Raw genomic sequence first — 20,518 nt, forward strand, 5'->3', positions numbered from 1 at the left:
GAGCTCTTATTAAAGACATTTTCTCTTCTTTCCTAGGCAGTTTTGTCTTTAAGTTCTCTTATTAAAGAAATTTTCTCTTCTCGCCTAGGTAGTTTTGTCTTTAAGAGCTCTTATTAAAGACATTTTCTCTTCTTTCCCAGGTAGTTTTGTCTTTAAGAGCTCTTATTAAAGACATTTTTGGTCCACTTTAAAAATAGCTCTTAGGCTGTCCTTGGTTTTTGGGGTATCAGGAGCGATGTCTAAGGAATCCTCGGGAAGTAAGAAACTAAAACCTTCAGTCTTCCTGAATTTCCTTAATACTCTTCCCACCTAAAAAAGCGTGGCCGGTAATAAATTTGCCTGCCGTTGTAAACCCGTATTTTGCATAGACCTTTTCAATTTTCTCATTGATTGGAAAAACCCAAAAATCCTTTTTGCCGCTTTTCTTCACTTCTTCCTGCAGGAAGTAGATCAGTTCGCCAATTAGGCCCTTTCCTCTGAATTCTTCTTTGGTTGCAACGCTCTCCATACGGGCTTGATCGCCATGCTCAAATATACAGGCTGTTGCACATGCTTCCCCATCATAGCGAAGAAGATAGTGCGTGAATGCAGGGTGTTTAAACTCTTCAGGAAAAGCCTTTTCCCTTATTTCCCTCCCGCCAAACTCTTTAATACTGCATTCAATTTCTAAAGCCTCGTGAAAATTAGCCTCCGTAACTATTTCAATCGAAACTAGCTCATTTCTTTTTTGATCATTAACTTCCTTATTCCAAATTTGAACCGGGCTGACTAATTCCTCAAAGCCAAATTTATAAGAATCTAATTCTTTAATGAATGGAACTAGTTTTTCAAGATTATAGAGATAAAAACGCGGGATTATATTTCTCTCCTGATAAAACTGAATGACTTCTTCGATTACAGCCCTTGGATTTTCCGGTATGTCGTGAATATGTGCGTGATTGGCATCGTAATAAGTTGGCTGGTCTTCATTATAAAAAAGATAACCCCAAGATGTGTTTTTTCGTTTTGTAAAGGTGTCAAGGTAGGCGATTTCAAGCTCCAAGACCTTTTGAAATAAGTTTTCCAAGATATGTTCCTCCATTTGTCTCACAGTATTAATTTGGTAGGCTTATCAATTACAGCTGTTCTATTTCTATTGCATCGTTCAGGTGAAAAGCATGGGAATGGGATGACTTTTTTGCGCAAAATGTTAGCTCATCGTAATCGTTCATTTATCATTCTCCATTAAAATAACTTTCTCCAATCGTCAATAACATTTTACCATAATAACCCACATTTGCTAATTCACTAAGAAGCTCGTTACTAAACAAAAAAAAACGTCTCCACTTTTGTAGAAACGTACGCGTAGTTAATTAATATTTTTAAGCCAGGTCATTATACGAACAACTTGAAATGGTTCAAACCAAGTAACTAAAAATAGGATAATAAAAAAGGAAGCGAGTGATAAAAATTTTATACTACCTTTTTCCTTTTTAGAGATAGCAATAAAACTTAATACAACTCCAATTAATAAAAAAATAACGCCTATAAGTACAGTCGGTTCAAAATGGCCCTCCACTATCCAATTTAAGCCAAAGGAAAGTAATCCTAAAAATATAAAGACTATTGACCATAAACTGAATGGTTTCATAATACTCCCTCCTTAATTTAAAAAACTCTCATTTTTCTTAATTCAAAAATACCACCAATGAATCCAACAAATCCTCCCAAGGAAAATATTATAGAAATAAACGATAAACCTGCAGTCGTTATGTTATATATCCCAAGTATGCACAATAAAAGGGAACCAATTAACCCAATAATTACTCTTGCCATTTTACTAATTTCAAACACCTCCAATTGAAAGCCATTTTCCAACGTAATCTCCAATCTCACTATTATCCTTTAAAATAATGACCTTATCATGAAATTGGTTTAGGAGTTTCATGATTTCTGGTTTACTTTTGTGTTCAAAATGGGTGTTCCACTGAAACATTTTCCTAAACATTTTGAATGTCGGTTGATAGTTTGCTTTTTCAAGTCCAATTTTTTGTAAAATAAATCTTTTAGTAATTCGATATTTTCTTTTGGAAAAATTAGTATCTAAAAAAATAATCCAGTCTGCACTCTGAAAGCTTGGCGACACCCATTCATAATGAACACCCTCTAGAATCCAAGCCTCCGTTTGAATAATTGAGTTCAAATAATCATCCCTTTCATCAACCGTTCTCCTTACGTCTCCTGTTTTAAACCGTTTCCAAACAACATTATCTAATTCATAAAACGGAATTTGTAGCTTTGTTGATAGAGTTCTAGCCAATGTTGTTTTTCCACTACCCACAGATCCAATAATATGAATTTTATTAGGAATGTTCATTCCCACTTATACCACCGCCATTAAGGAAAAATACCTTATTTTTATTATTGAAGCCTACATGTTTATTTTCCAACCCAAGGCTAAGTTACTTCCAAGAGAAAAGCTGAGTATACGTTTTCATAATATTATATCAATTCGCAAGGTTTCTGTTAAAATATTCAATGGTTATAACATAATGAAGTCTAGAAAAAATTGTCGGGTTATATCCTTTGAAGGTTAAAAATGCTAGGCGAGGAGATGTTTTGTATGGAATATAGAGGAGCGAGTGTTTACGACCAAGCAGATTTTTTATCTAATTATATGAAAAGAAGGGGCAGACAAGATAGCCCCAACAATGCGATTGAAAGACCAATCATTTATGAACTAATTGGTGACTTTCATGATAAAAGCATTTTAGACCTGGGTTGTGGTGATGCATCATTTGGCAAGGAGCTGCTGAATCAAGGAGCGAAGTTTTTTACTGGTGTCGAAGGTTCAGAACAAATGATTGCTTCTGCAAATAGCCATTTATCTGGAGAAAACGGAACGATCCATTTCGATACAATGGAGTCATACAATTACCCCGCGGACGAATTTGACATTGTAACTTCTCGTTTTGCCATTCACTATGTTTCAGATGTTCATCTGCTATTTTTCAATGTGCGTAAAGCCTTAAAAGAAAATGGCAAGTTTGTATTTAGTGTTCAACATCCGCTCACAACTTCTTCTTTTCTAAGCAATCAAACGGGAGAGAAGCGTGGGAACTGGATTGTTGATGATTATTTTCGTGAAGGAGAAAGAAAAGAGCCGTGGATTGAAAAAGTAGTAGTGAAGTATCATCGAACAATTGAACAATACTTCAGAGCCCTTACTAATGCTGGTTTTTCAGTTGTAGATTTACGGGAAGGCACGCCAAAACGCGAGCATTTCAGCAGTGATGAAGAGTTCTTAAGAAGGCAAAGGATTCCAGTGGTACTGGCTTTTTCTTGTGTAAAATAGCACTTGGATTCGCCAAGTGCTTTTCTTTACTATCAATCTACTTTATATTTCTAACATTTGAAAAGGGATAGAGGACAAACTCACTTGTTCCTACCACCCTGGCTTCTTTTATAAACCCTAGGCCATTCCGGCTATCCTTGCTATATAAGCGATTGTCACCCATAACAAAATAGTGGTTTACCGGGACAACGATTGGACCGAAGTCTTCCGTCAATTTACTTCCTTGTTGTTTAGCTAATTTAAGGTTCTGTGACAGATAGGTTTCCTTAAAGAGCACTCCATTTATAAATAATTGATCATCCTTCATTTTAATTTTATCTCCCGGCATACCAATGATTCTTTTTACATAGTTTTCATTGGGTCCTTTAATGATAACAATGTCACCCCTGTTAAAATTATCTGTAGGATGGACTTTATTAACAAAGATTTTTTCCTGATTATGTAAGGTTGGTTCCATGGAAGCACCATCTACTATGTATGGCGAAAATAGAAATGTACGAATAACCATGGACAGTCCTAACGCAATAAATAATGTTTTCATCCAGCTTTTTAAATCACCTTTTGATTTTGAACCTAACATTATTAAACCACCTCTCGTCTAATTACCAAGGTTTCCCTTACTAAATGGTATATTCAACATCTAGGAATCAAAATCCTTCTTAATTAAGTTCTTGATTGGTTGGGGGTAATCGATTTGATGTTTTATTATATAAAAAACAGACTGACAATTATTAGTCACTCTGTTCCTAAATCTACCGTTTGATTGGTTATGAAACCGATTCTGGCCGTTTGAAAAATAACTCTCTGCAATCCACCGATTGCTGCATCGATGAAATGACAGATTCTAAGGGTCTGCTATACACAAACGGGTAATCAATCTCATCTAGTTCCGTTCGGATTGGGTAGGCCAGCTTCTCCGGGCTAATACTGAATTCAGAGTGTACCCCTGGTTTATTTCCTCTTGGGTCGACACGAAACCAAGTGTAGAGCTCCTGAAAATATACAGCATTTAATCCATGAAGAGCATAGCCAGATTCAGGTGTTCCCTTTCGTGTTACCCGCTGATAACAAAGCCCCGCGGGAATCCCCATTCCTCTTAACAAAGCAGCAAGTAAATGTGCCTTCGCAAAACAAATCCCTTCTTTTTGTACTAAAGTATCCGAAGCGCTAATCGTTATCTTCGCGCTTCCATTGTCAAATGAATGCCGAATTTCATCCCTGACGAACTCGAAGGCAAGTTGCGCCCTATCATACTTATTTTTCCCGATACTCTGAAACTCCTCAATTTTCCCACGAATAACTGGATGTCGAAAGTTGATTAGCTCAGTTTCTTCTAAATAGGCCTCCATGTCTTCCGGGCAAAGAATTAAATTCATTTAATCACCCCATCTTTGATTACTAAATCCATTATAAAAGGTTAATAGGGTGGATTCAGTGATGTAAATCAAGGCGAGTCTAGCTGCGTCACAATCTAAATCAAATATAAATCAGATTTATACCTTCCTACTTTTCACTTTAGACCATCATATTCTCCCGTTTCGTCTTTTTCTCGAAAAATGGTATCCACAAACATCTTTTCACCCTTAAGAGTAGGAAGAACCTAATCCATATGCTGTTTAAGTAATTCCATCCACTCATCAACCTTCTCAAGCTTACCCTTCTTTTACCCGAAATTTGCTTAATTCAACCTTTATAATAACCTCCTAGGGGAATCTTGGTAATTATTTTTGAAACTTGTTTATCTTCATTTTTTATTAATGATGTATCGATTCATTTTTTTATTAATCATCATATTTCCTACTAAAAATGCGATTATGCAGATGACTACGGACCAGATGCCAAGGTTGCTCAAATATATGTTTCCAATGAATATCAGCAGCAACAGCCATCCAAATTTAAGTAACCAATAAATAAAGTACATTAGATTCGTCCTTTCAAAAAATTGACTATACTCCTATATTCACCGATATTCATTTATTTTTCAACGCAACTGCTATTCTTTTGGCTTTCTTGGGTAACATTGAAAACGGTCACGTAACAGAGTCTACGTGACCGAAATGTGGTTGGAGCAATGAAATCGGGCTCGTAGAAGGGCTCTACGTGACAGCTTTTCACTCCTCACTCCGAAAGTATTGTTTACTTTAAATCAATTTTCACCGGTTCTAATTCAAACGGCATATTCATGGCAAGTGAGTTTAATGCCACCCTTACAACAAAATCATTGGCATTAAAATTATCTAGTTCACTAAGGTCAAAGGTGCTGCTGAACCGTAATTTATCCTTATCTATGGTTTTTACTGAATGGTTTATTGGTTTTTCATATATTTCTTTCCTAGATTCCTTCACCAACGTGACATCATTTCGGGCAAAGTCATGAAAGAACATAAAACCATTATTTCCTTTCTCTCCCTTATTTACTTGAAAATCTACTGTGAATGTCTTATCCTTTAACTTGATGTTTTCCACTGTTACGGAAAGGTTTTGTCTGTCAGACTTTATTTGAGCAGGAGTCTGTTCGTTTAAGGAAACAAATTGATTAGGCTCAGAAATAGCTACTTGTGGACGAATTTCTAGATAACTCGATTTGCCTTTTAAAGGCTGAAGGATGTTCGTTCTTCCTTTAATAATAATTTGGTCCCCTACCTTATTTTTTTCAAGAGTCATATCTGTTATCAGATGAATAGGATTTCCTTTGTCATCATAGAGCTCCATCCTGATATCATCATGTTTTCCTTGACTTGGTATTGTGGCTGTATAATTAATTGCGGTTGAAGCCTGCCCCGTGATAATGGAATCGACATGGATTTTGTAATGATTCCACGTACTTTCTTGATCAACCACTTTGGTTTCATAGGATAATTGCTTAATGGGAACATTAAATCTCCAAGACCCTTCTTTATCACCTATACTCTTGAATTCTAGTGGAAATGTTGTGTCCGCAGGTAATTCCGATTTTGGATAACTAAGCTGGATATGCCCGCTGAATCCTTTGCCTGACGGGTCCATATAGATAACTTCTTTCGTTTCACCAAGACTTTCATCCCCATTAAAAATTTCATAAAAGCCCCTGGCACGACCATCTTCATCCGTTTTCACGTTTCCTTTTACATCAAACGTAACCCCAATAACAGCCCCATCATAATACGCACTTGTAATCGCTACATTAATCCCTTTGGAGCTCGCTGTTTCATTCACTTGCGTAATTAGTTTTTGCGAGGCAAGGTCTTCGCCAACTAGGTCTTTATAAAGCAGTCCAACTAAAGGCATATCTGCCATAACTTTAGATATAGAAGGAAACATAAAACTAGAGGAAATCATAATAACCGCCGCCGCTGCGGTTGAAAAAAGAAGCACTTTATTTTTCCGCTGCTTTTCACTCGAATTTGCTCGTCTAACACCTGTCTTAATTGCCTGTAAAACATCCTCTTTGGGCACCTCAATTTTTTCAATTTCGTCATGAAATAGTTTCTTCTCCATTATACCCAATTCCTCCTAACAGTTTTTTTAACTGGTTTTTCCCGCGAAATAAATACGTTTTCACAGTATTTTCAGGCACTTCCATTACCTTGGCTACTTCGCTTATGGGCAAGTCCCGATAGTAAAATAAAATTACCGCATTTCGATAATGGTCCTTTAATTGATGTATGGCATCTATTAAATCTATACACTCGTCCCGCTTTTCCGCTTTCGCTGGTAAGACATCCTTTATTTTTTCAATCGGCATTTCTTTCTTCTTCCGTTTCAATACATCATAAGCACAAAAGATAAGAATTCTTGTAAGCCAGGTTAGAAAATATCGCTCCTCCCTAAGTTGCACTACGCCTAAAAGGGCTTTATAGGCGGTTTCTTGAATCACATCTAAAGCATCTTCCCGATTGCCTACATATAGATAAGCCGTACGATATAATTGATCACTATGTAAAATCAACAGCTGTTCAAATGCTCTTTTGTTTCCCTTTATTGCCTTTTTAATCAGTCGCGGTTCATCCATTTCCCTGCCTCCTTTCTCACATTAGAGAAGAGTACCTACAAAAAAGTTTCAACTTTTTATATAATCGTTCGTTTAGTAAGTTTAATTCATATTTTACTATAAAAAGAAAACCCGCCGGCTGGCGGGATAAGTAAATATTCTGCTATTCAATCAGATACAGCTAAGAATCATATTTTTTTCATTTTCCGATATCGCCGTTCCGCTTTGAAACTAAAAATAAGGCATAAAGCAATCTGCATTCTTTCAGAATCAAGGCGCAGCATCTCTTTTCCCGCTTCAGTAATCATATAGACCTTCCGGCGGCTATTCCCGCTCTCGACAAGCTGAATAAATTTGAGTTTTAATAAATTTTCAATCGCCCCATACAGGGTCCCGGCAACCATTCTTACCTGCCCGTCACTAAGTTCCTCCACCTTTTGTAGAATTAGATACCCATGTGCGGCTCTAACAGTGACAAAAGGATATAATAAACCGTTTCCGTGAGTGGTATATGTTTATTCCTTTTCATCATTTCCTCCTGTATTATGATTGTATTTATACAGTTGAACTGTTTATATCAATAGACGAAACCCTATGGCTTTTTGAAATTTTGTCTTTAAGACCCCTTATTAAAGACAAAACCCCATGGCTTTCCGGCATTTTTGTCTTTAAGAGCCCTTATTAAAGACAAAACCCCATGACTTTCCGGCCTTTTTGTCTTTAAGAGCCCTTATTAAAGACAAAAACCCATGGCATTCCTACATTTTTGTCTTTAAGGCCCCTTATTAAAGACAAAACCCCATGGCTTTCCTGCATTTTTGTCTTCAAGAGCCCTTATTAAAGACAAAACCCCATGGCTTTCCGGCAATTTTGTCTTTAAGACCCCTTATTAAAGACAAAACTCCATGGCTTTCCTGCATTTTTGTCTTTAAGAGCCCTTATTAAAGACAAAACTCCATGGCATTCCTGCATTTTTGTCTTCAAGGTCCCTTATTAAAGACAAAACCCCATGGCTTTCCTGCATTTTTGTCTTTAAGAGCCCTTATTAAAGCAATAATATCAATACAACAAAAATAAGCATGGAGAGAATAATCTTCTCTCTCCATGCTCATCAGATACTAATCTATTATTCTAAAATTCCTACTTTATCAAATCCATTTGCAGCAGCTGCCGCTTCGGGGCTCCCTTGGCCATAAAGATCGGCGGCTGATTGAATAATAGCCTTGCGCGCCGCACTAAAATCAGAAGTTGGTGTTAAATAAGTCGATAGCGCACGGTAGTAGATTTTTCCTAATTTTTCACGTCCAATATCCTGTGCCGTAAGATAAGCAGCACGGTTGATGATAGAGGAATTAATGTGAACGCCGCCATTATCTAAATTTCTTGGAAGATCATAAAACTCATCCATGTGGGCAGGATATTTACCATTTCCATAGGCAACGTACGCTGCTCCTACTGGATATTTACTCGGGTCACTTAGGCTGCGAAGAGATTCTCTGCCGTCTGCCTTCGCTCCTGGGCCCATAATATCTTCCCCGATTTCCCAATTGGCATCATCAATTAAGGCACCAAAGATATCTGAAAATGCTTCATTTAGCGCTCCAGGCTGGAAACGATATTGCAAGTTCGCCGTATTCGTTGTCACGCCATGCGTCATTTCATGGGCCGCCACGTCCAGGCCCGCAGAAAGAGAAATCATAAATGATCCATCCCCATCGCCATACGTCATTTGACGACCATCCCAAAAAGCATTGTTATAGTCCGTTCCGTAATGAACGTAAGAGTTGATGGCCATACCTTTATCATCCAGTGAGTTTCGGCCATGTTCATCAAGGTAATAGTGATATACTGTTTCAGAATTATAGTGAGCGTCCACTGCCGCTCTATCATAATCCTTTTTAAAAGAAGCACTGTTACTTGTAAATAAAGAACCGGTTTTTGCATCATAGGTAAAAATTCCACTTAAATTTTTATGGGAATAATCTGCTAATTGAAAAACGGTACCCTGTTCCGGCATTTTGTTTTGAGATATATGTAGAAGTCTATGGGCCCCTAGTACACCAGTACCAGTCCCTGTTTGTGTTTTGATTTCATCTGCGTCCATTATCGCATTGTACTGGTCAATGACTTTACCTGACTTGGCATCAACAAAGACATACCAGTTGCCGGGCTCTTCACCATGGAAGTTAACATTTACTTTATAAGCTAAACTGTTTTCCCCTTCGAATGGATAAACGACAAGCTCGGTTGTCGGATCATATTGCAATTGGGCTGGAGCGTCAACAGATGATTTCGCCACTTGCAATGCTTTTTCACCACTCAAAGTTGGTGTTGTATTAAGCGTTGCTTCTTCTATTTCTGAGTTAAGCGAACCATTAACCGCAATAACCTCATTATTTTCGTTGTAGTGGACGAGTACTTCAGTACCCTCTACCAGGACACCACTTTTTGTTTGGTTGAAACGAACATGTGTCATCCCGAGATTATCTTTATCCACCTTTTTTACCTTTAAATTCGCTTTTGGATTCTTGATTCCCACTTTATTCTTCTTTTCTTCTAAATAGTTAAGGGCATCACTACTTGTACTAGACGTGCGTTTTTCTAATTGCTTTTCTTTAACAAAAAGCGGAACATTCGCATTCTCATTCCATTTTTTTGTTATGCTTACCTCAGGTTGTTTGGCTAGTACATTACTAAATGGAAGGGTTCCCGCTAGTAGTGCAGTAGATAAAGCAATTGGTGCAATCATTCTTTTTTTCAAAATATTACCTCCTAATCGTTGATAATATTTAGTATAGAGTCCCTTGGATAAGGCTGCATGATTAGTTAGAATTATCTTAAAACATAGAAATCTAGTACCTAATTTCTACGAAAAATGGTATTACTAAGTAATAGGAAGGATACATATCCATCCTATAATAAATTTCGGCCTTCGAAGTAATTAGATTGAACTAATATTTGTGAAAAATTAGGAGATAAAGTGAACTAGGTCTTTTATACCAGGAAAGGTGGATTTTATGCAAAAATAAAAACCGCCAAACGACGGTTTATGACCTCAGGAATGAAAAGGGATGAAGCGCGTGCCTTTTGTCTGCCGTGTTTTTCAAATAAATCATTATTTTCACGGTCGCCTGCCGCATCTGAATGTGGTTGTTACTTTCATAAAGTCGTACATGAGTGCAGCCTTTCTTCCCTTTTCCGTATTTGGGTTCCTTTTGTAGCGGAGGCAATCGATAAATTCCTCATTACAGCGACAGGGGGATATTCCTCTGCCAATACAATAGTCATGCCTTTGGCAGCAGGCATCTACATCATTAATGGGTGCACCCGGTCCACTGCAGCCAGGTCCACACCATCTATATCCGGGGAAAATACATAAAGAAAATGGACTCCTTCTTCTTCTTCTTCTTGGCAAAACCCGCACCTCCTATACAGTTTTCAATTATCAGCCAGCATAGCTTACCGGTTTATTACTAATAACATATGAAACTTCCATGAAAGCGAAATGGCAAAAGCCCTGTACTCGTCCATTCTTTTGAAAAACGTTAATTGAATACGACCTTTCAAAAGAAAACTTTACGAATTCAATGAAAATTATGGTAAATTACTATTAAGATTATACGGAATGAGGGTGGACATTCATGTTAGAAAAATTTCCGGTTTACATGACTTCTTTTAAACAAGAAAGAATGATTCGAGTATATCTTCCTGAGAACTACAACAATGAAAATAGAAGGTATCCCGTGCTTTATATGCATGATGGACAAAATGTGTTTGAAGATGAAGGTGCCATTAAAGGGGTATCCTTAGGAATGAAAGACTACTTGGACGAAAGTGGTATGGAGCTTATTGTTATTGCGATTGACCAAAATCCAGAAGGTGAAGAGAGGGTAAACGAATACTGTCCCTGGGTAAATGGTGCACTGAGCGAACAAATATTAGGCTATGCCAGTCCATCCGGCGGCAGAGGAGAAGAATACTTGGATTTCATCGTCGAAGAACTTAAACCCTTAATAGATCAGAAGTACCGCACGCTAAAGAATCATACTTCGATGGCAGGGATTTCATTAGGACGCCTAATCTCCACTTATGCAGCCTGCCGTTATCCTAAGATTTTTAAAAGAGTTGCTGCATTGTCAACTGGGTTTTATCGAAACCAAGAGGAAATCGAAAATTTATTGAGAAACTCCGACTTGTCAGCACTCGAGAAATTCTACATGGACTTTGGAACAAAAGAAGTAGGAGAAGATGAAGAAATGAATAAAGTTTTTCTCGACCTTAGTAATAGAGTATATGAGATTTTGAATGGTAAAATAGCAAACTTTAACTATCAACTTATTGAAGAAGCTGAACACGCTTATATCTTCTTTAGAAAAAGAATTCCTTCCATGCTTGCTTATTTATTTTCAGACGAAATAAGTAAAGGTATGGCTGAGTAATAGCCATACCTTTCATCTACTATTTTGTATGGTTCCATTCAAAAACTGTATCCTTCACTAATTGCACAAAGGTTTGCTTTTCCTCGATGAACAAGCTATGGGCAGACTGCTCGAACCACACCCATTTTTTATAGGGAGCTTGAAGCTGGTTAAAAAAGTTCGCTGCTATTTCACTTGGGGCGGTGAAATCATGACGCACGCAGCAGATAATGACCGGAACCTGAATATTTTTGCTAGATTGAAACAAATCTAGCCTTGCTAACTCCTCTTTAAAAACATCCATGGAATACATTTGTCCCCTCACCCATTTTATTAAATCAATGAAGCGATATTCAGGGCTTTTTATGACTGACTTCACAATAGTACCCGCAAAATTCCCTGTGTGGACAAGGCCTCCGCCAAATTCCTGTAACCATTTATTGTGAATCCGATCTGCGTTCAACTTTTTCCACGGGGGAGGTCCTAGTTTTTCAAGTTGTGAATAAGCCTTTTCATTTCCTATACCTCCCTCGCTTTTCTGAGCGTGTATTCATAAGAGATTCTTTCGTTTTCCTCCATATTTACAACTTGCGAAACGGCAAAATACCCGGCAAACAGTTCCGGCTTGCGCTCAATGGCCAAATAGGAGAGAATCGTTCCCCAAGAGTGACCAAGCAAGTAAACTTTTTCTTGGTTAAAACGAGCGCACAACTTTCCCGCTACTTCAATTAAATCAGTAACCATTTGATCAATGGTCATCGAGTCTTTTGGCACTTTTTTTGAAAAAGAAAGACCAGACCCCCGCTGATCATAGTTCACAACAAGAAAATCCTTTTCAAGTTCGGAGCTGTGCCGGCTAATGAAACCAATTTGCGCTCCGCCTGGCCCCCCATGTACCCAGAGAAGGATAGGTTTGCTTTGATCGTGTCCGCGAAGGAGCAGCCATTGTTCCACACCGCCGATGTTCATCGATTCAAGTGAAGCGATACTGTTTGGCGCATTTGGAATAGTTGGGGTTTTATTTGTAAACATGTTCATTAGCTCCCATCGGCATTTTCAATAGTTTCGAGTTACATTCTATTTCTAGATTAGGAAGATTTAGATAATATCAGAGATACAATTCTTGTCACTAATATATTCCTTCCACCACTTATATTTTCCTTCATTTTTGAATTAGAAATGAAGGAAAACATCCATCAAGGATGTTTTTGTTTAAAATCCATTAAATTTGCTGCCGCTTCTTCATCGATAAACACATAAGAATCCTGATGTATTCTTATTACAGTGGAAGGAATTAGATTAGTTGTTTCTTCTTCGATTGTTTTTTGAACGATTGTGGCCTTCTTGCTTCCGTTTGCGATTAAAATTGCTTTTTTGGATTCTAAAATGTGCGTAATACCAAGGGTAATTCCTTTGTCCAATTCCCTAGCTTCTTTGAAATACTTTTGCCCAACGATTTTAGACGTATGACTTAATTCAACTACATGAGCGAATAAATCGAAAGAAATACCTGGTTCATTGAAGCCCAGATGGCCGTTCATTCCGACGCCTAAAATTATAATATCAATTTTTTCCTTTTGCGAAATCACTTCATCTATTCGTTTGCATTCTTTTTCTAAATCAGAGGATTTAACATCAAAGAAATAAATATTTTCTTCCTTAACACCGATAGGAGTAAATAACGTGTCATATAAAAAATGAAGGCAGCTTCCTTCTTCTTCTCTTCCAATTCCGACAAATTCATCTAGTCCAATAAAGGTACAAGCAGAAAAGTCAACCTCGTTTTGTTCGTGTGCTTTTACTAAATATTGATATGTTTTTCTAGGTGTATCTCCTCCTGCTAAACAAAGAACGGCAGTTGGATTTTCAATTACATAATCGATAATAAATTTAGCTGTATATTTTGACATTTCCTTATAATCTTTTAAAACATTAACAATCACTCTTTAATTCCCCCCGCAGTCATTCCTTGAACCAATTGCCTTTGGAACAGAAAGACAATGATAATTGGTGGTAATGAGGCTAACACTCCACCAGTAGCGATCATACCGTAGTCAACGGCATTTTTCCCACTGAATTCTGATATCGCAACCGATATTGTTTTTGCTTCCAGTGAAGAGGTGAATAATAACGAAAAGAAGAACTCGTCCCACGATAAAAGAAAGGCAAGAATTCCAGTCGCAATGATACCTGGTCTAACAATTGGCAATACAATATGCCACAAAGTTTGAAATCTGCTACAACCATCTATGGCGGAAGCTTCTTCAAAACTCTTAGAAAAAGAGGAAAAATAACTTTGCATGATCCAAATAACAAATGGAATCACAAACGTTAAATCTAGCAATATTAAAGTTCCTTTTGTATCTAACATTCCAACATTGCTTAAAATCAAATAAAGAGGAATGACAACGACAACTGGAGGAATCATGTAGGTAAATAAAAATAAATAAATCAACTTTTGACGAAAGCGAAATTTTAACCGAGCGAAGGCGTAAGCAGCTAATGAACCTACAATTAAAGCGATTGTGGCTACGCAAAATGAAACAATTAAACTATTCAACATAGAAACCTTAAACGCATAGGCGATATCATTATTTGGATTGGTAAAAATATCGATATAACGCTTAAAAGTAACCTCATTTGGTATCCAATCAAGGGGGACTTTTGTTAACTCCTTTTGGTAAGAGATACTTGAAATAACTAACCAAGAAAATGGTCCCAATGTGCATAGTGTTATGGCAATGGCAAACAGATATTGAAAAAAGGAAAAAGCTTTATTCTTTTTCATCAATTTGCCCCCTCACTTTTCAAGACCTTCACATATAGGAAGGTTAAGGTCAGAATCATAAAAGCTATCAAATAGGAAATCGTTGCACCTTGTGAGTATTGAAGGTTGGTGAACGATTTTAGATAGGCATCATAGGTTAAGGTGAGTGTCCCGTTTGCAGGGCCTCCTCTTGTGGTAGCGTAAATAATATCAAACACTTTGAATGCTTCCATCGTTCTCACTACAATGATAACTAGAATCGTTGGTTTTAGAAATGGAATGGTTAAATGGTAGAATCGTTGAAAGATATTTGCTCCATCAACACGTGCTGCTTCATAAATCGAAAGGTTTCGCAGTTGCAAACTTGCTAAAAAAAAGAGTACTACTAAAGGAGTCATTTTCCAGACATCTGCAATTATGATCATATTCATCGCAAGCCATGGACTTCCTAACCAAGACTGATAATGGTCAATGAGCCCTAATTGAGTTAGCAAAGCATTTAGTGCTCCATATTCTGGATGGTAAATCCACTTCCACATTGCCCCATTCACAATGGTAGGTACTGCCCATGGAATAATAATGATTGTTCGAAGAAATGTTTTCCCTTTAATATCTTCGTTTAACAGAAGGGCAATGAAGATTCCTAAAGTAATTTCAACTGTAAGCGAAACACCGGTAAAATAAGCCGTTCTTCCTGTCGTTGACCAAAATTCTTTATCTTTAAGCAATTCAAGGTAATTTTGAAGCCAAACCCATTGTCCATACTGGCTCGATGTTAAATCCATATTTTTTAAACTGTAAATAAATGTTGTAAAAAGAGGGAAGATAACAATCCCAAAAACGATCACACATGCAGGTGCAATTACCAGCCAAGCAAATCTCTGTTCGGAAAGTTGTTTTTTCATAATTGGTTCCCCTTTATAGAACAAAAGGGGTCAAAGACCCCTTTATTTTTTATTTAGAAGCGATTTCTTCTGCTTTTTTCTGCACAGAATCTAACGCTTGTTCAGGTGTTATTTCGCCTAACAGTGCTTTCTGAACACTCACTTGCAGTTCAGTTGATAATTCACCATACCAAGGTACACGTGGGCGATTCTCTAGGTTTTCATATTGAACTTTTGATGCCTCTACAACTTCTGGTCCTGTCTTTACAACATCTTGGTCTTCATATAATGATTTCCAGATGGGAAGAGCATTTTTTGCAAAACGCTTTTGAACATCTTTTGATGATAAGTATTGAATGTATTTCCATGCTTCATCGGCATGTTTGCTTCCTTTAGTCACCGAAAGACCCATGCCGCCATTTACACTCATTCCGTTATGACCTTGTGTGCCAGGAACTGGGGCAATCCCTACTCTCCCTACCACGCTTGATTCCTTCGGATCGTTGGCCATATTGTACATGTACGTCCAGTTTAGAGCGAATGCTGCTTTCCCACTGGAGAATACACCGCGAACATCTTCTTCTAAATATTGAGTTGATTTCGAATTGGTTAAGCCATCTTTAAGAGACTGGGTCATAAAGGTGAGAGCGGCTAAATTTTCTTTTGAATTCACGGTTGGTTTGCCATTTTCATCGACCAATGCCCCACCGAAGGATGAGGTAAACGCTGTGAAGTCACATATAAGTGCCTCCGCTTGTGCCCATGACCCAACGATTGGCGTATCAGAGATTCCCTTATCCTTAATTGCTTTGGCTTGAGTTAACAATTCATCCCATGTATTTGGGGGATTATCAAACCCGGCTTGTTTTAACATGTCTGTGTTATAAAATAAGAATTTTGTATCGTTTAACCATGGCATACCATATAATTTATCTTGGTAAGAAACAGAATCAATAGCACCTGCAAATATATCAGAGCGATTGCTATCAGTTAATTTGTCAGATACTTCTTTTACGAATCCTGCCTTTGCAAATTTTGCTGTCCACGGCGCATCAATAATAACAATATCGTAGCCTCCTGTTGGGGCTGAAGTTTGAATTTTTTGTTCTAATGCTTCATAAGGCACGAAAGTTGGTTTCACTTTAATGCTTGGATTTTTATTTTCAAACTCTTTTGTAATCGCTTTAACGTCCTCTTCAGAATAACCTGCTTGTTTCATGAATAAAGCATTGATTGTTACCTTACCGTCTTTCCCGCTGCTGCTTGTCGAGCAACCTGCAACAATTCCCGCTAATAGAATGATACTTAATAATGTTAACAGCGCCTTCTTCACGAAAAACTCCCCCTCTAAGGTTAGTAAACTTTCATAAATCAAAGGGCAATCGCAAAAAGATTGCCCTTTGATTCGGTGGTCACCACTTTACAGCAAAATATTTTTTAACAAACTATTATTCTATTGATATTTAACTTTTCATTGCCACACTGAAATTAAATATTCTATATCTGCTGTTAATTTTTCTTTCGCTTCCACAGATATTTTATCTTTCTGTGCTTGGTTGTTCATTAGCTTGAGAAAATCGTTCAGACTTTTTATCGCTTGTTCACGGTGTCCCTTCTCTTCCTGATTCTTGGCCTGTTGGAGACTATTACTTAGCTGATTGGTCAATGGTGAACGAACTTCATTTTTAGAAATATATTTCTCCAATTTTTCCTGGATCGTTTCAACACTTACTGGACGGTTATATACTTCGAATGAAGCAATATTGAAGCTTGTAGACGCAGGAGTTGCGCCTAATCCAATTACCCCATTGCCTGTGCCACCTGGACCAATCTGCGGACCTAATGGACGTTTTCCGGACATAGTTAACCTAATATATCGCTTTGTTACAGAGTCAAACTGTAAATCACTTACAGAGGAACCGTTGGGGTTTGTTCCATTGTAGATTGGCTGCCAATTTACGCCATCATTGGAACCTTCAATGACCATGTTCCCTGCATAGTTCGCATAATCCCATCTGACAATCGTTCGATCAAACGTTGTCGATTCGCCGAAATCAACTTTGAACCACTGCGGGTCAGCACCGGTCGTTGCATTGGTCGAGCTTTGCCATTTTGTATACATAGTACTGTCTAATGCTCTATCAGCACTATTTGTACCCTGAGTTGTTGATGCCGTTGCCGTCTTTCCAAAAGCTAAATTAACTGTAGTCGGACTTGGTGCATTCTTCGCTGTTAAGTTGTTGTAGCTGTCCACCTCAACGACAGCGGCAGCATTACCCAAATCGGACAGATTATATGTTGCTGTAAGGGTTCTCTTCTCCCCAGGCAACAACATAAAGTAGTTATCTTCCATTTTTACTGGGGCTACCAGATCACCATTAACGCCTTTCTTGATCTTGGCGAATACGCCATAGGCAATGGAATTCCCCTTGTTTTTAACCGTATAGGAAATTGTTTGTTCTTGCCCATTCGTCACCGTTTTAGGTTTTCCCTCGATTTGCAACTCAGCCTGATCCAGCTGCTGCAATTGAGTGAAGTCTGCAAACTGATCCTGCGGAGTATAGTTCCATCCATGATTCTGGTATCTGACCAAGTCCTTTTTCGTTGATTGTGCATAGGAGTTAATACTTACAATATTATCTTTGGCGTCTCTTAATTCCAATCTTAGGAAATAAGTAGGCGATACCTGAAGATCTCCCTCATTAATTTTATCAACCACTTTAATTCCACTTGCCTCTTCAATCTTGCCATTGAAATTGATGGTTTGGTAACCCACTTGCTTAGGTTCGCCACCGACAGATGTGCTTGCACCATCCGGAGTCACAGCAAGGTTTTTAAACTCTTTGTCATAGACTTTCTTGCTATCAATATTGTAGACTTGAACCTTCGCTTTCAAACCGGAGTAATCCTTATTCGTGCTGTTAAGAATTTTGACTTCCTTGGACGCATAATCATACATGATATGGAGCGGCTCATTTCCTTTCTTCGCTCCGAAATAAGAGCCGTTCGGGTTAAGATAGAAATCAAACAGGTTCCAGAACATACCTGGCCAAGCATTATTGAGCATCCACTGGACCCATCCTGTCGACTTCGTATATTTGTTGGCATTCAGCGCTTCAAACACAGCACGCTGCGAGTCATATTGTTGAACCTGGGCCTTGATGTTATACTCTTCAAGATTATGAGATTCCCCATAGTGGTTATCCATCGCTAAGTTAAATTTTGAAAGATCCCTAAAACTGCCCCTAGCATTGTGGAAATTCCATTGTTGGTAATTATCGCCACCCACATTATAAGGCCATAATGCACTTTCAGGCAGAATCTTCTTCATCGTTTCAATAACCGGTATACTTGGACCTGGACCAGCTTCCGAAGTAAATCCGAAGGCACCGCCTTGATCCATATCCTCAAACCACATGGCAGGAGGTGCATAATCATAGGAAGCGTCCATGTGCATACCGCTAGTCGTTCCGGTTAATGTCGCTATCTTAGCAGAGCCGCTGGCAATAATAGCTCCATAATCGTCCCAGTGTAATTCATTTTCGATATCGAAAAACGCTTGCTCTACTTCCCTCCCACGGGCAGAATTTGAGTAAGATGCGGGGTTATCACTTCCATTCATCCACGCTATCATACTAGGATGTACTCTTAATTCACGGAGCTGAGATGTTAACGATTCACTAACAACTTCTAGATCATGATCAGTATATTGAGCAGGTTCCTGCCACTTACTGCAACAGGTCCATCCACCCATGTACATTAGACCGTTTTCATCTAGAAGGTCGATCAATCGGTCATCAAAGAAAATGCCCTCATCTCTGATCGCATTTAAGCCCATATCTTTTAGGTATTCAACAAGCGCAATATTTGTATCCATATCTCGGCGTAAGTACAAGTCGGTAGGAGAATATCCTCCAGCTTTAATAAGGACAGGCTTGTGGTTCACATAGAACTGCACCATATCCTTAAGCGGCGGATTGGTCTTTGTTGATGGGGAAACATTCATCTCAGTAGTGACTTCACGGATACCAAACTTTTGGGAAATTCGGTCAGCAACTTTATTATCTTTTGCCGTAAACTTGAATTCTACCGTGTGCAGAGAAGGTTCACCCATCCCTATTGGCCACCATAATTTTGGTTTTTTTATTTCTAGCCCCTTAAAATTATCTGACGTAAAAGCAATTTCCTGATCCTTTGCACCCGCGTTCAGGGTTACATGTTGGGATAGGGTTGTCACAACCGCACCCTTAGGGTCTTTAATTGTTGCTTCCACTGTTCCTGATACTGGACTATCAGAATAATTTGTCAGATCCACATAGGCATTTAGACTTGCTTTTGAAAGGTCAGGATCAACTTTAGAGGTTACAAATGGGTTGCGAGTCGTTACAACACTAGAGGTAGTAATGAATACATCACGCCATAATCCCATGTTGTTATCAGTCGGTCTAGGGACCCAATCCACCCAATAGACTGAAAAGTCTTTACCAAAGTTAGATTTAGTTACTTCCACTGCGATTGTATTTTTGGTGTTACCATCAGCAGTTACGTATTTGGATATATCCAATTCGTAGGTTCTAAATGAACCAATAATATCCGATTTATCTGCAATCTTCGTTCCATTAACCCAAATGTCGCCCTGGTAACCAATCCCTTGGAAGTTTACTAATATTTGCTTTCCCTGCTCGGTTGCAGGTAAGGTAAACTCGGTACGATACCACCAAGGAACATTATATCTGGTTTCATCGGTACGAGATATACGGTCGTGAATAAACGGATCTTCAATATCACCAGCTTCAATCAGTGCTCCCATAACAGTATTAGGAACAGTTGTATTAAACCAACCGTTTGTTTTATAGCCTGGTTTAGAGATGGCAGTCCCATTTTCCGTTGCAATGGCCGAGGACTGGATTTGCCAATCTTTGTGCAACTGAAATACATTGTCATACTTAATCGCTTTCTTTAATGAATACTCTTCGCTGGAAATGGATGAACTAACATTCGTACTACTGGAATTTGTTGCTTTGGCTTTAGTGGACGAGCCTGTTGCAACCAAACCGTAGGTAGAGATCAAAACAGCCATCGAAATATTAAGTATCTTTTTAAATGACCTGCTTAAATGCACTTTTCCTTCCTCCCTCATGTTAT

17 protein-coding genes and 1 pseudogene are annotated in these 20,518 nt (G+C 38.3%); 2 read left to right on the top strand and 16 right to left on the bottom strand.

Annotated elements, in window-relative coordinates:
• Positions 1-274 precede the first annotated feature (274 nt).
• The 3 genes from BSO02S_RS17435 to BSO02S_RS17450 form a co-directional block, all read right to left on the bottom strand.
• Positions 275-1,066: a GNAT family N-acetyltransferase gene (locus BSO02S_RS17435; protein ID WP_235846955.1), complete on the bottom strand. Its 792-nt coding sequence runs from the start codon at positions 1,064-1,066 to the stop codon at positions 275-277.
• A gap of 282 nt (positions 1,067-1,348) precedes the next feature.
• A complete protein-coding gene (locus BSO02S_RS17440; RefSeq protein WP_066070215.1) occupies positions 1,349-1,630 on the bottom strand; it encodes a hypothetical protein in 282 nt (93 codons plus the stop codon).
• Between the two features lie 195 nt (positions 1,631-1,825).
• Complete coding sequence (locus tag BSO02S_RS17450) at positions 1,826-2,356, bottom strand: AAA family ATPase (RefSeq protein WP_066070492.1); 531 nt, start codon at positions 2,354-2,356, stop codon at positions 1,826-1,828.
• A gap of 246 nt (positions 2,357-2,602) precedes the next feature.
• On the opposite strand from BSO02S_RS17450, the gene BSO02S_RS17455 reads away from it, so the two are divergent.
• Positions 2,603-3,334, top strand: coding sequence for a class I SAM-dependent methyltransferase (locus BSO02S_RS17455; RefSeq protein ID WP_066070220.1), 732 nt, complete (start codon positions 2,603-2,605; stop codon positions 3,332-3,334).
• A gap of 37 nt (positions 3,335-3,371) precedes the next feature.
• On the opposite strand, the gene lepB is transcribed toward BSO02S_RS17455, so the two are convergent.
• From lepB to BSO02S_RS17485, 6 genes and pseudogenes are all read right to left on the bottom strand, one after another.
• Positions 3,372-3,914 carry a signal peptidase I gene (lepB, locus tag BSO02S_RS17460; RefSeq protein WP_066070223.1) on the bottom strand — a complete coding sequence of 181 codons (543 nt, stop codon included), beginning with the start codon at positions 3,912-3,914 and terminating at the stop codon, positions 3,372-3,374.
• A 187-nt stretch (positions 3,915-4,101) separates the two neighbouring features.
• Positions 4,102-4,710 carry a transglutaminase-like domain-containing protein gene (locus tag BSO02S_RS17465; protein WP_066070225.1) on the bottom strand — a complete coding sequence of 203 codons (609 nt, stop codon included), beginning with the start codon at positions 4,708-4,710 and terminating at the stop codon, positions 4,102-4,104.
• A gap of 760 nt (positions 4,711-5,470) precedes the next feature.
• Complete coding sequence (locus BSO02S_RS17470; protein ID WP_066070228.1) at positions 5,471-6,811, bottom strand: DUF4179 domain-containing protein; 1,341 nt, start codon at positions 6,809-6,811, stop codon at positions 5,471-5,473.
• The gene (locus tag BSO02S_RS17475) at positions 6,789-7,325 is read right to left on the bottom strand and encodes a sigma-70 family RNA polymerase sigma factor (protein ID WP_066070231.1); all 537 of its coding nucleotides are present in this window, start codon (positions 7,323-7,325) and stop codon (positions 6,789-6,791) included. Before BSO02S_RS17475 ends, BSO02S_RS17470 begins: the two co-directional genes overlap by 23 nt.
• 167 nt (positions 7,326-7,492) lie before the next feature.
• A pseudogene (locus BSO02S_RS17480) lies at positions 7,493-7,833 on the bottom strand (PadR family transcriptional regulator).
• A gap of 597 nt (positions 7,834-8,430) precedes the next feature.
• Positions 8,431-10,065: a M4 family metallopeptidase gene (locus tag BSO02S_RS17485; protein WP_066070234.1), complete on the bottom strand. Its 1,635-nt coding sequence runs from the start codon at positions 10,063-10,065 to the stop codon at positions 8,431-8,433.
• An 880-nt stretch (positions 10,066-10,945) separates the two neighbouring features.
• Here BSO02S_RS17485 and BSO02S_RS17490 point away from each other — a divergent pair.
• Positions 10,946-11,743 (top strand): alpha/beta hydrolase, encoded by a 798-nt coding sequence (locus BSO02S_RS17490; protein ID WP_066070237.1) that lies wholly within the window; start codon positions 10,946-10,948, stop codon positions 11,741-11,743.
• Between the two features lie 19 nt (positions 11,744-11,762).
• Here BSO02S_RS17490 and BSO02S_RS17495 read toward each other — a convergent pair whose 3' ends face one another.
• From BSO02S_RS17495 to BSO02S_RS17525, 7 genes are all read right to left on the bottom strand, one after another.
• The gene (locus BSO02S_RS17495; RefSeq protein ID WP_169802766.1) at positions 11,763-12,101 is read right to left on the bottom strand and encodes a hypothetical protein; all 339 of its coding nucleotides are present in this window, start codon (positions 12,099-12,101) and stop codon (positions 11,763-11,765) included.
• Between the two features lie 140 nt (positions 12,102-12,241).
• On the bottom strand, positions 12,242-12,754 hold the full coding sequence (locus BSO02S_RS17500; protein WP_066070243.1) for an alpha/beta fold hydrolase: 513 nt from the start codon (positions 12,752-12,754) through the stop codon (positions 12,242-12,244).
• Between the two features lie 164 nt (positions 12,755-12,918).
• Positions 12,919-13,665 carry a glucosamine-6-phosphate deaminase gene (locus BSO02S_RS17505; RefSeq protein WP_066070246.1) on the bottom strand — a complete coding sequence of 249 codons (747 nt, stop codon included), beginning with the start codon at positions 13,663-13,665 and terminating at the stop codon, positions 12,919-12,921.
• Positions 13,662-14,510, bottom strand: a complete 849-nt coding sequence (locus tag BSO02S_RS17510; protein WP_066070249.1) for a carbohydrate ABC transporter permease — start codon at positions 14,508-14,510, stop codon at positions 13,662-13,664. Before BSO02S_RS17510 ends, BSO02S_RS17505 begins: the two co-directional genes overlap by 4 nt.
• Positions 14,510-15,394, bottom strand: coding sequence for a carbohydrate ABC transporter permease (locus BSO02S_RS17515; protein WP_066070252.1), 885 nt, complete (start codon positions 15,392-15,394; stop codon positions 14,510-14,512). Before BSO02S_RS17515 ends, BSO02S_RS17510 begins: the two co-directional genes overlap by 1 nt.
• A gap of 49 nt (positions 15,395-15,443) precedes the next feature.
• The gene (locus BSO02S_RS17520; protein WP_066070255.1) at positions 15,444-16,706 is read right to left on the bottom strand and encodes an ABC transporter substrate-binding protein; all 1,263 of its coding nucleotides are present in this window, start codon (positions 16,704-16,706) and stop codon (positions 15,444-15,446) included.
• Between the two features lie 138 nt (positions 16,707-16,844).
• Positions 16,845-20,495 carry an FIMAH domain-containing protein gene (locus BSO02S_RS17525; protein WP_066070258.1) on the bottom strand — a complete coding sequence of 1,217 codons (3,651 nt, stop codon included), beginning with the start codon at positions 20,493-20,495 and terminating at the stop codon, positions 16,845-16,847.
• Positions 20,496-20,518: the final 23 nt, after the last annotated feature.

This window comes from Neobacillus soli NBRC 102451 (assembly GCF_001591665.1).
Taxonomy (GTDB): Bacteria; Bacillota; Bacilli; order Bacillales; family Cytobacillaceae; genus Neobacillus; species Neobacillus soli.

Bases quoted from the DNA above. Each gene is read 5' to 3' on its own strand.
- BSO02S_RS17440 (WP_066070215.1), bottom strand. From the start codon at position 1,630: ATGAAACCATTCAGTTTATGGTCAATAGTCTTTATATTTTTAGGATTA.
- BSO02S_RS17450 (WP_066070492.1), bottom strand. From the start codon at position 2,356: ATGAACATTCCTAATAAAATTCATATTATTGGATCTGTGGGTAGTGGA.
- BSO02S_RS17455 (WP_066070220.1), top strand. From the start codon at position 2,603: ATGGAATATAGAGGAGCGAGTGTTTACGACCAAGCAGATTTTTTATCT.
- lepB (WP_066070223.1), bottom strand. From the start codon at position 3,914: ATGTTAGGTTCAAAATCAAAAGGTGATTTAAAAAGCTGGATGAAAACA.
- BSO02S_RS17465 (WP_066070225.1), bottom strand. From the start codon at position 4,710: ATGAATTTAATTCTTTGCCCGGAAGACATGGAGGCCTATTTAGAAGAA.
- BSO02S_RS17470 (WP_066070228.1), bottom strand. From the start codon at position 6,811: ATGGAGAAGAAACTATTTCATGACGAAATTGAAAAAATTGAGGTGCCC.
- BSO02S_RS17475 (WP_066070231.1), bottom strand. From the start codon at position 7,325: ATGGATGAACCGCGACTGATTAAAAAGGCAATAAAGGGAAACAAAAGA.
- BSO02S_RS17490 (WP_066070237.1), top strand. From the start codon at position 10,946: ATGTTAGAAAAATTTCCGGTTTACATGACTTCTTTTAAACAAGAAAGA.
- BSO02S_RS17500 (WP_066070243.1), bottom strand. From the start codon at position 12,754: ATGTTTACAAATAAAACCCCAACTATTCCAAATGCGCCAAACAGTATC.
- BSO02S_RS17510 (WP_066070249.1), bottom strand. From the start codon at position 14,510: ATGAAAAAGAATAAAGCTTTTTCCTTTTTTCAATATCTGTTTGCCATT.
- BSO02S_RS17515 (WP_066070252.1), bottom strand. From the start codon at position 15,394: ATGAAAAAACAACTTTCCGAACAGAGATTTGCTTGGCTGGTAATTGCA.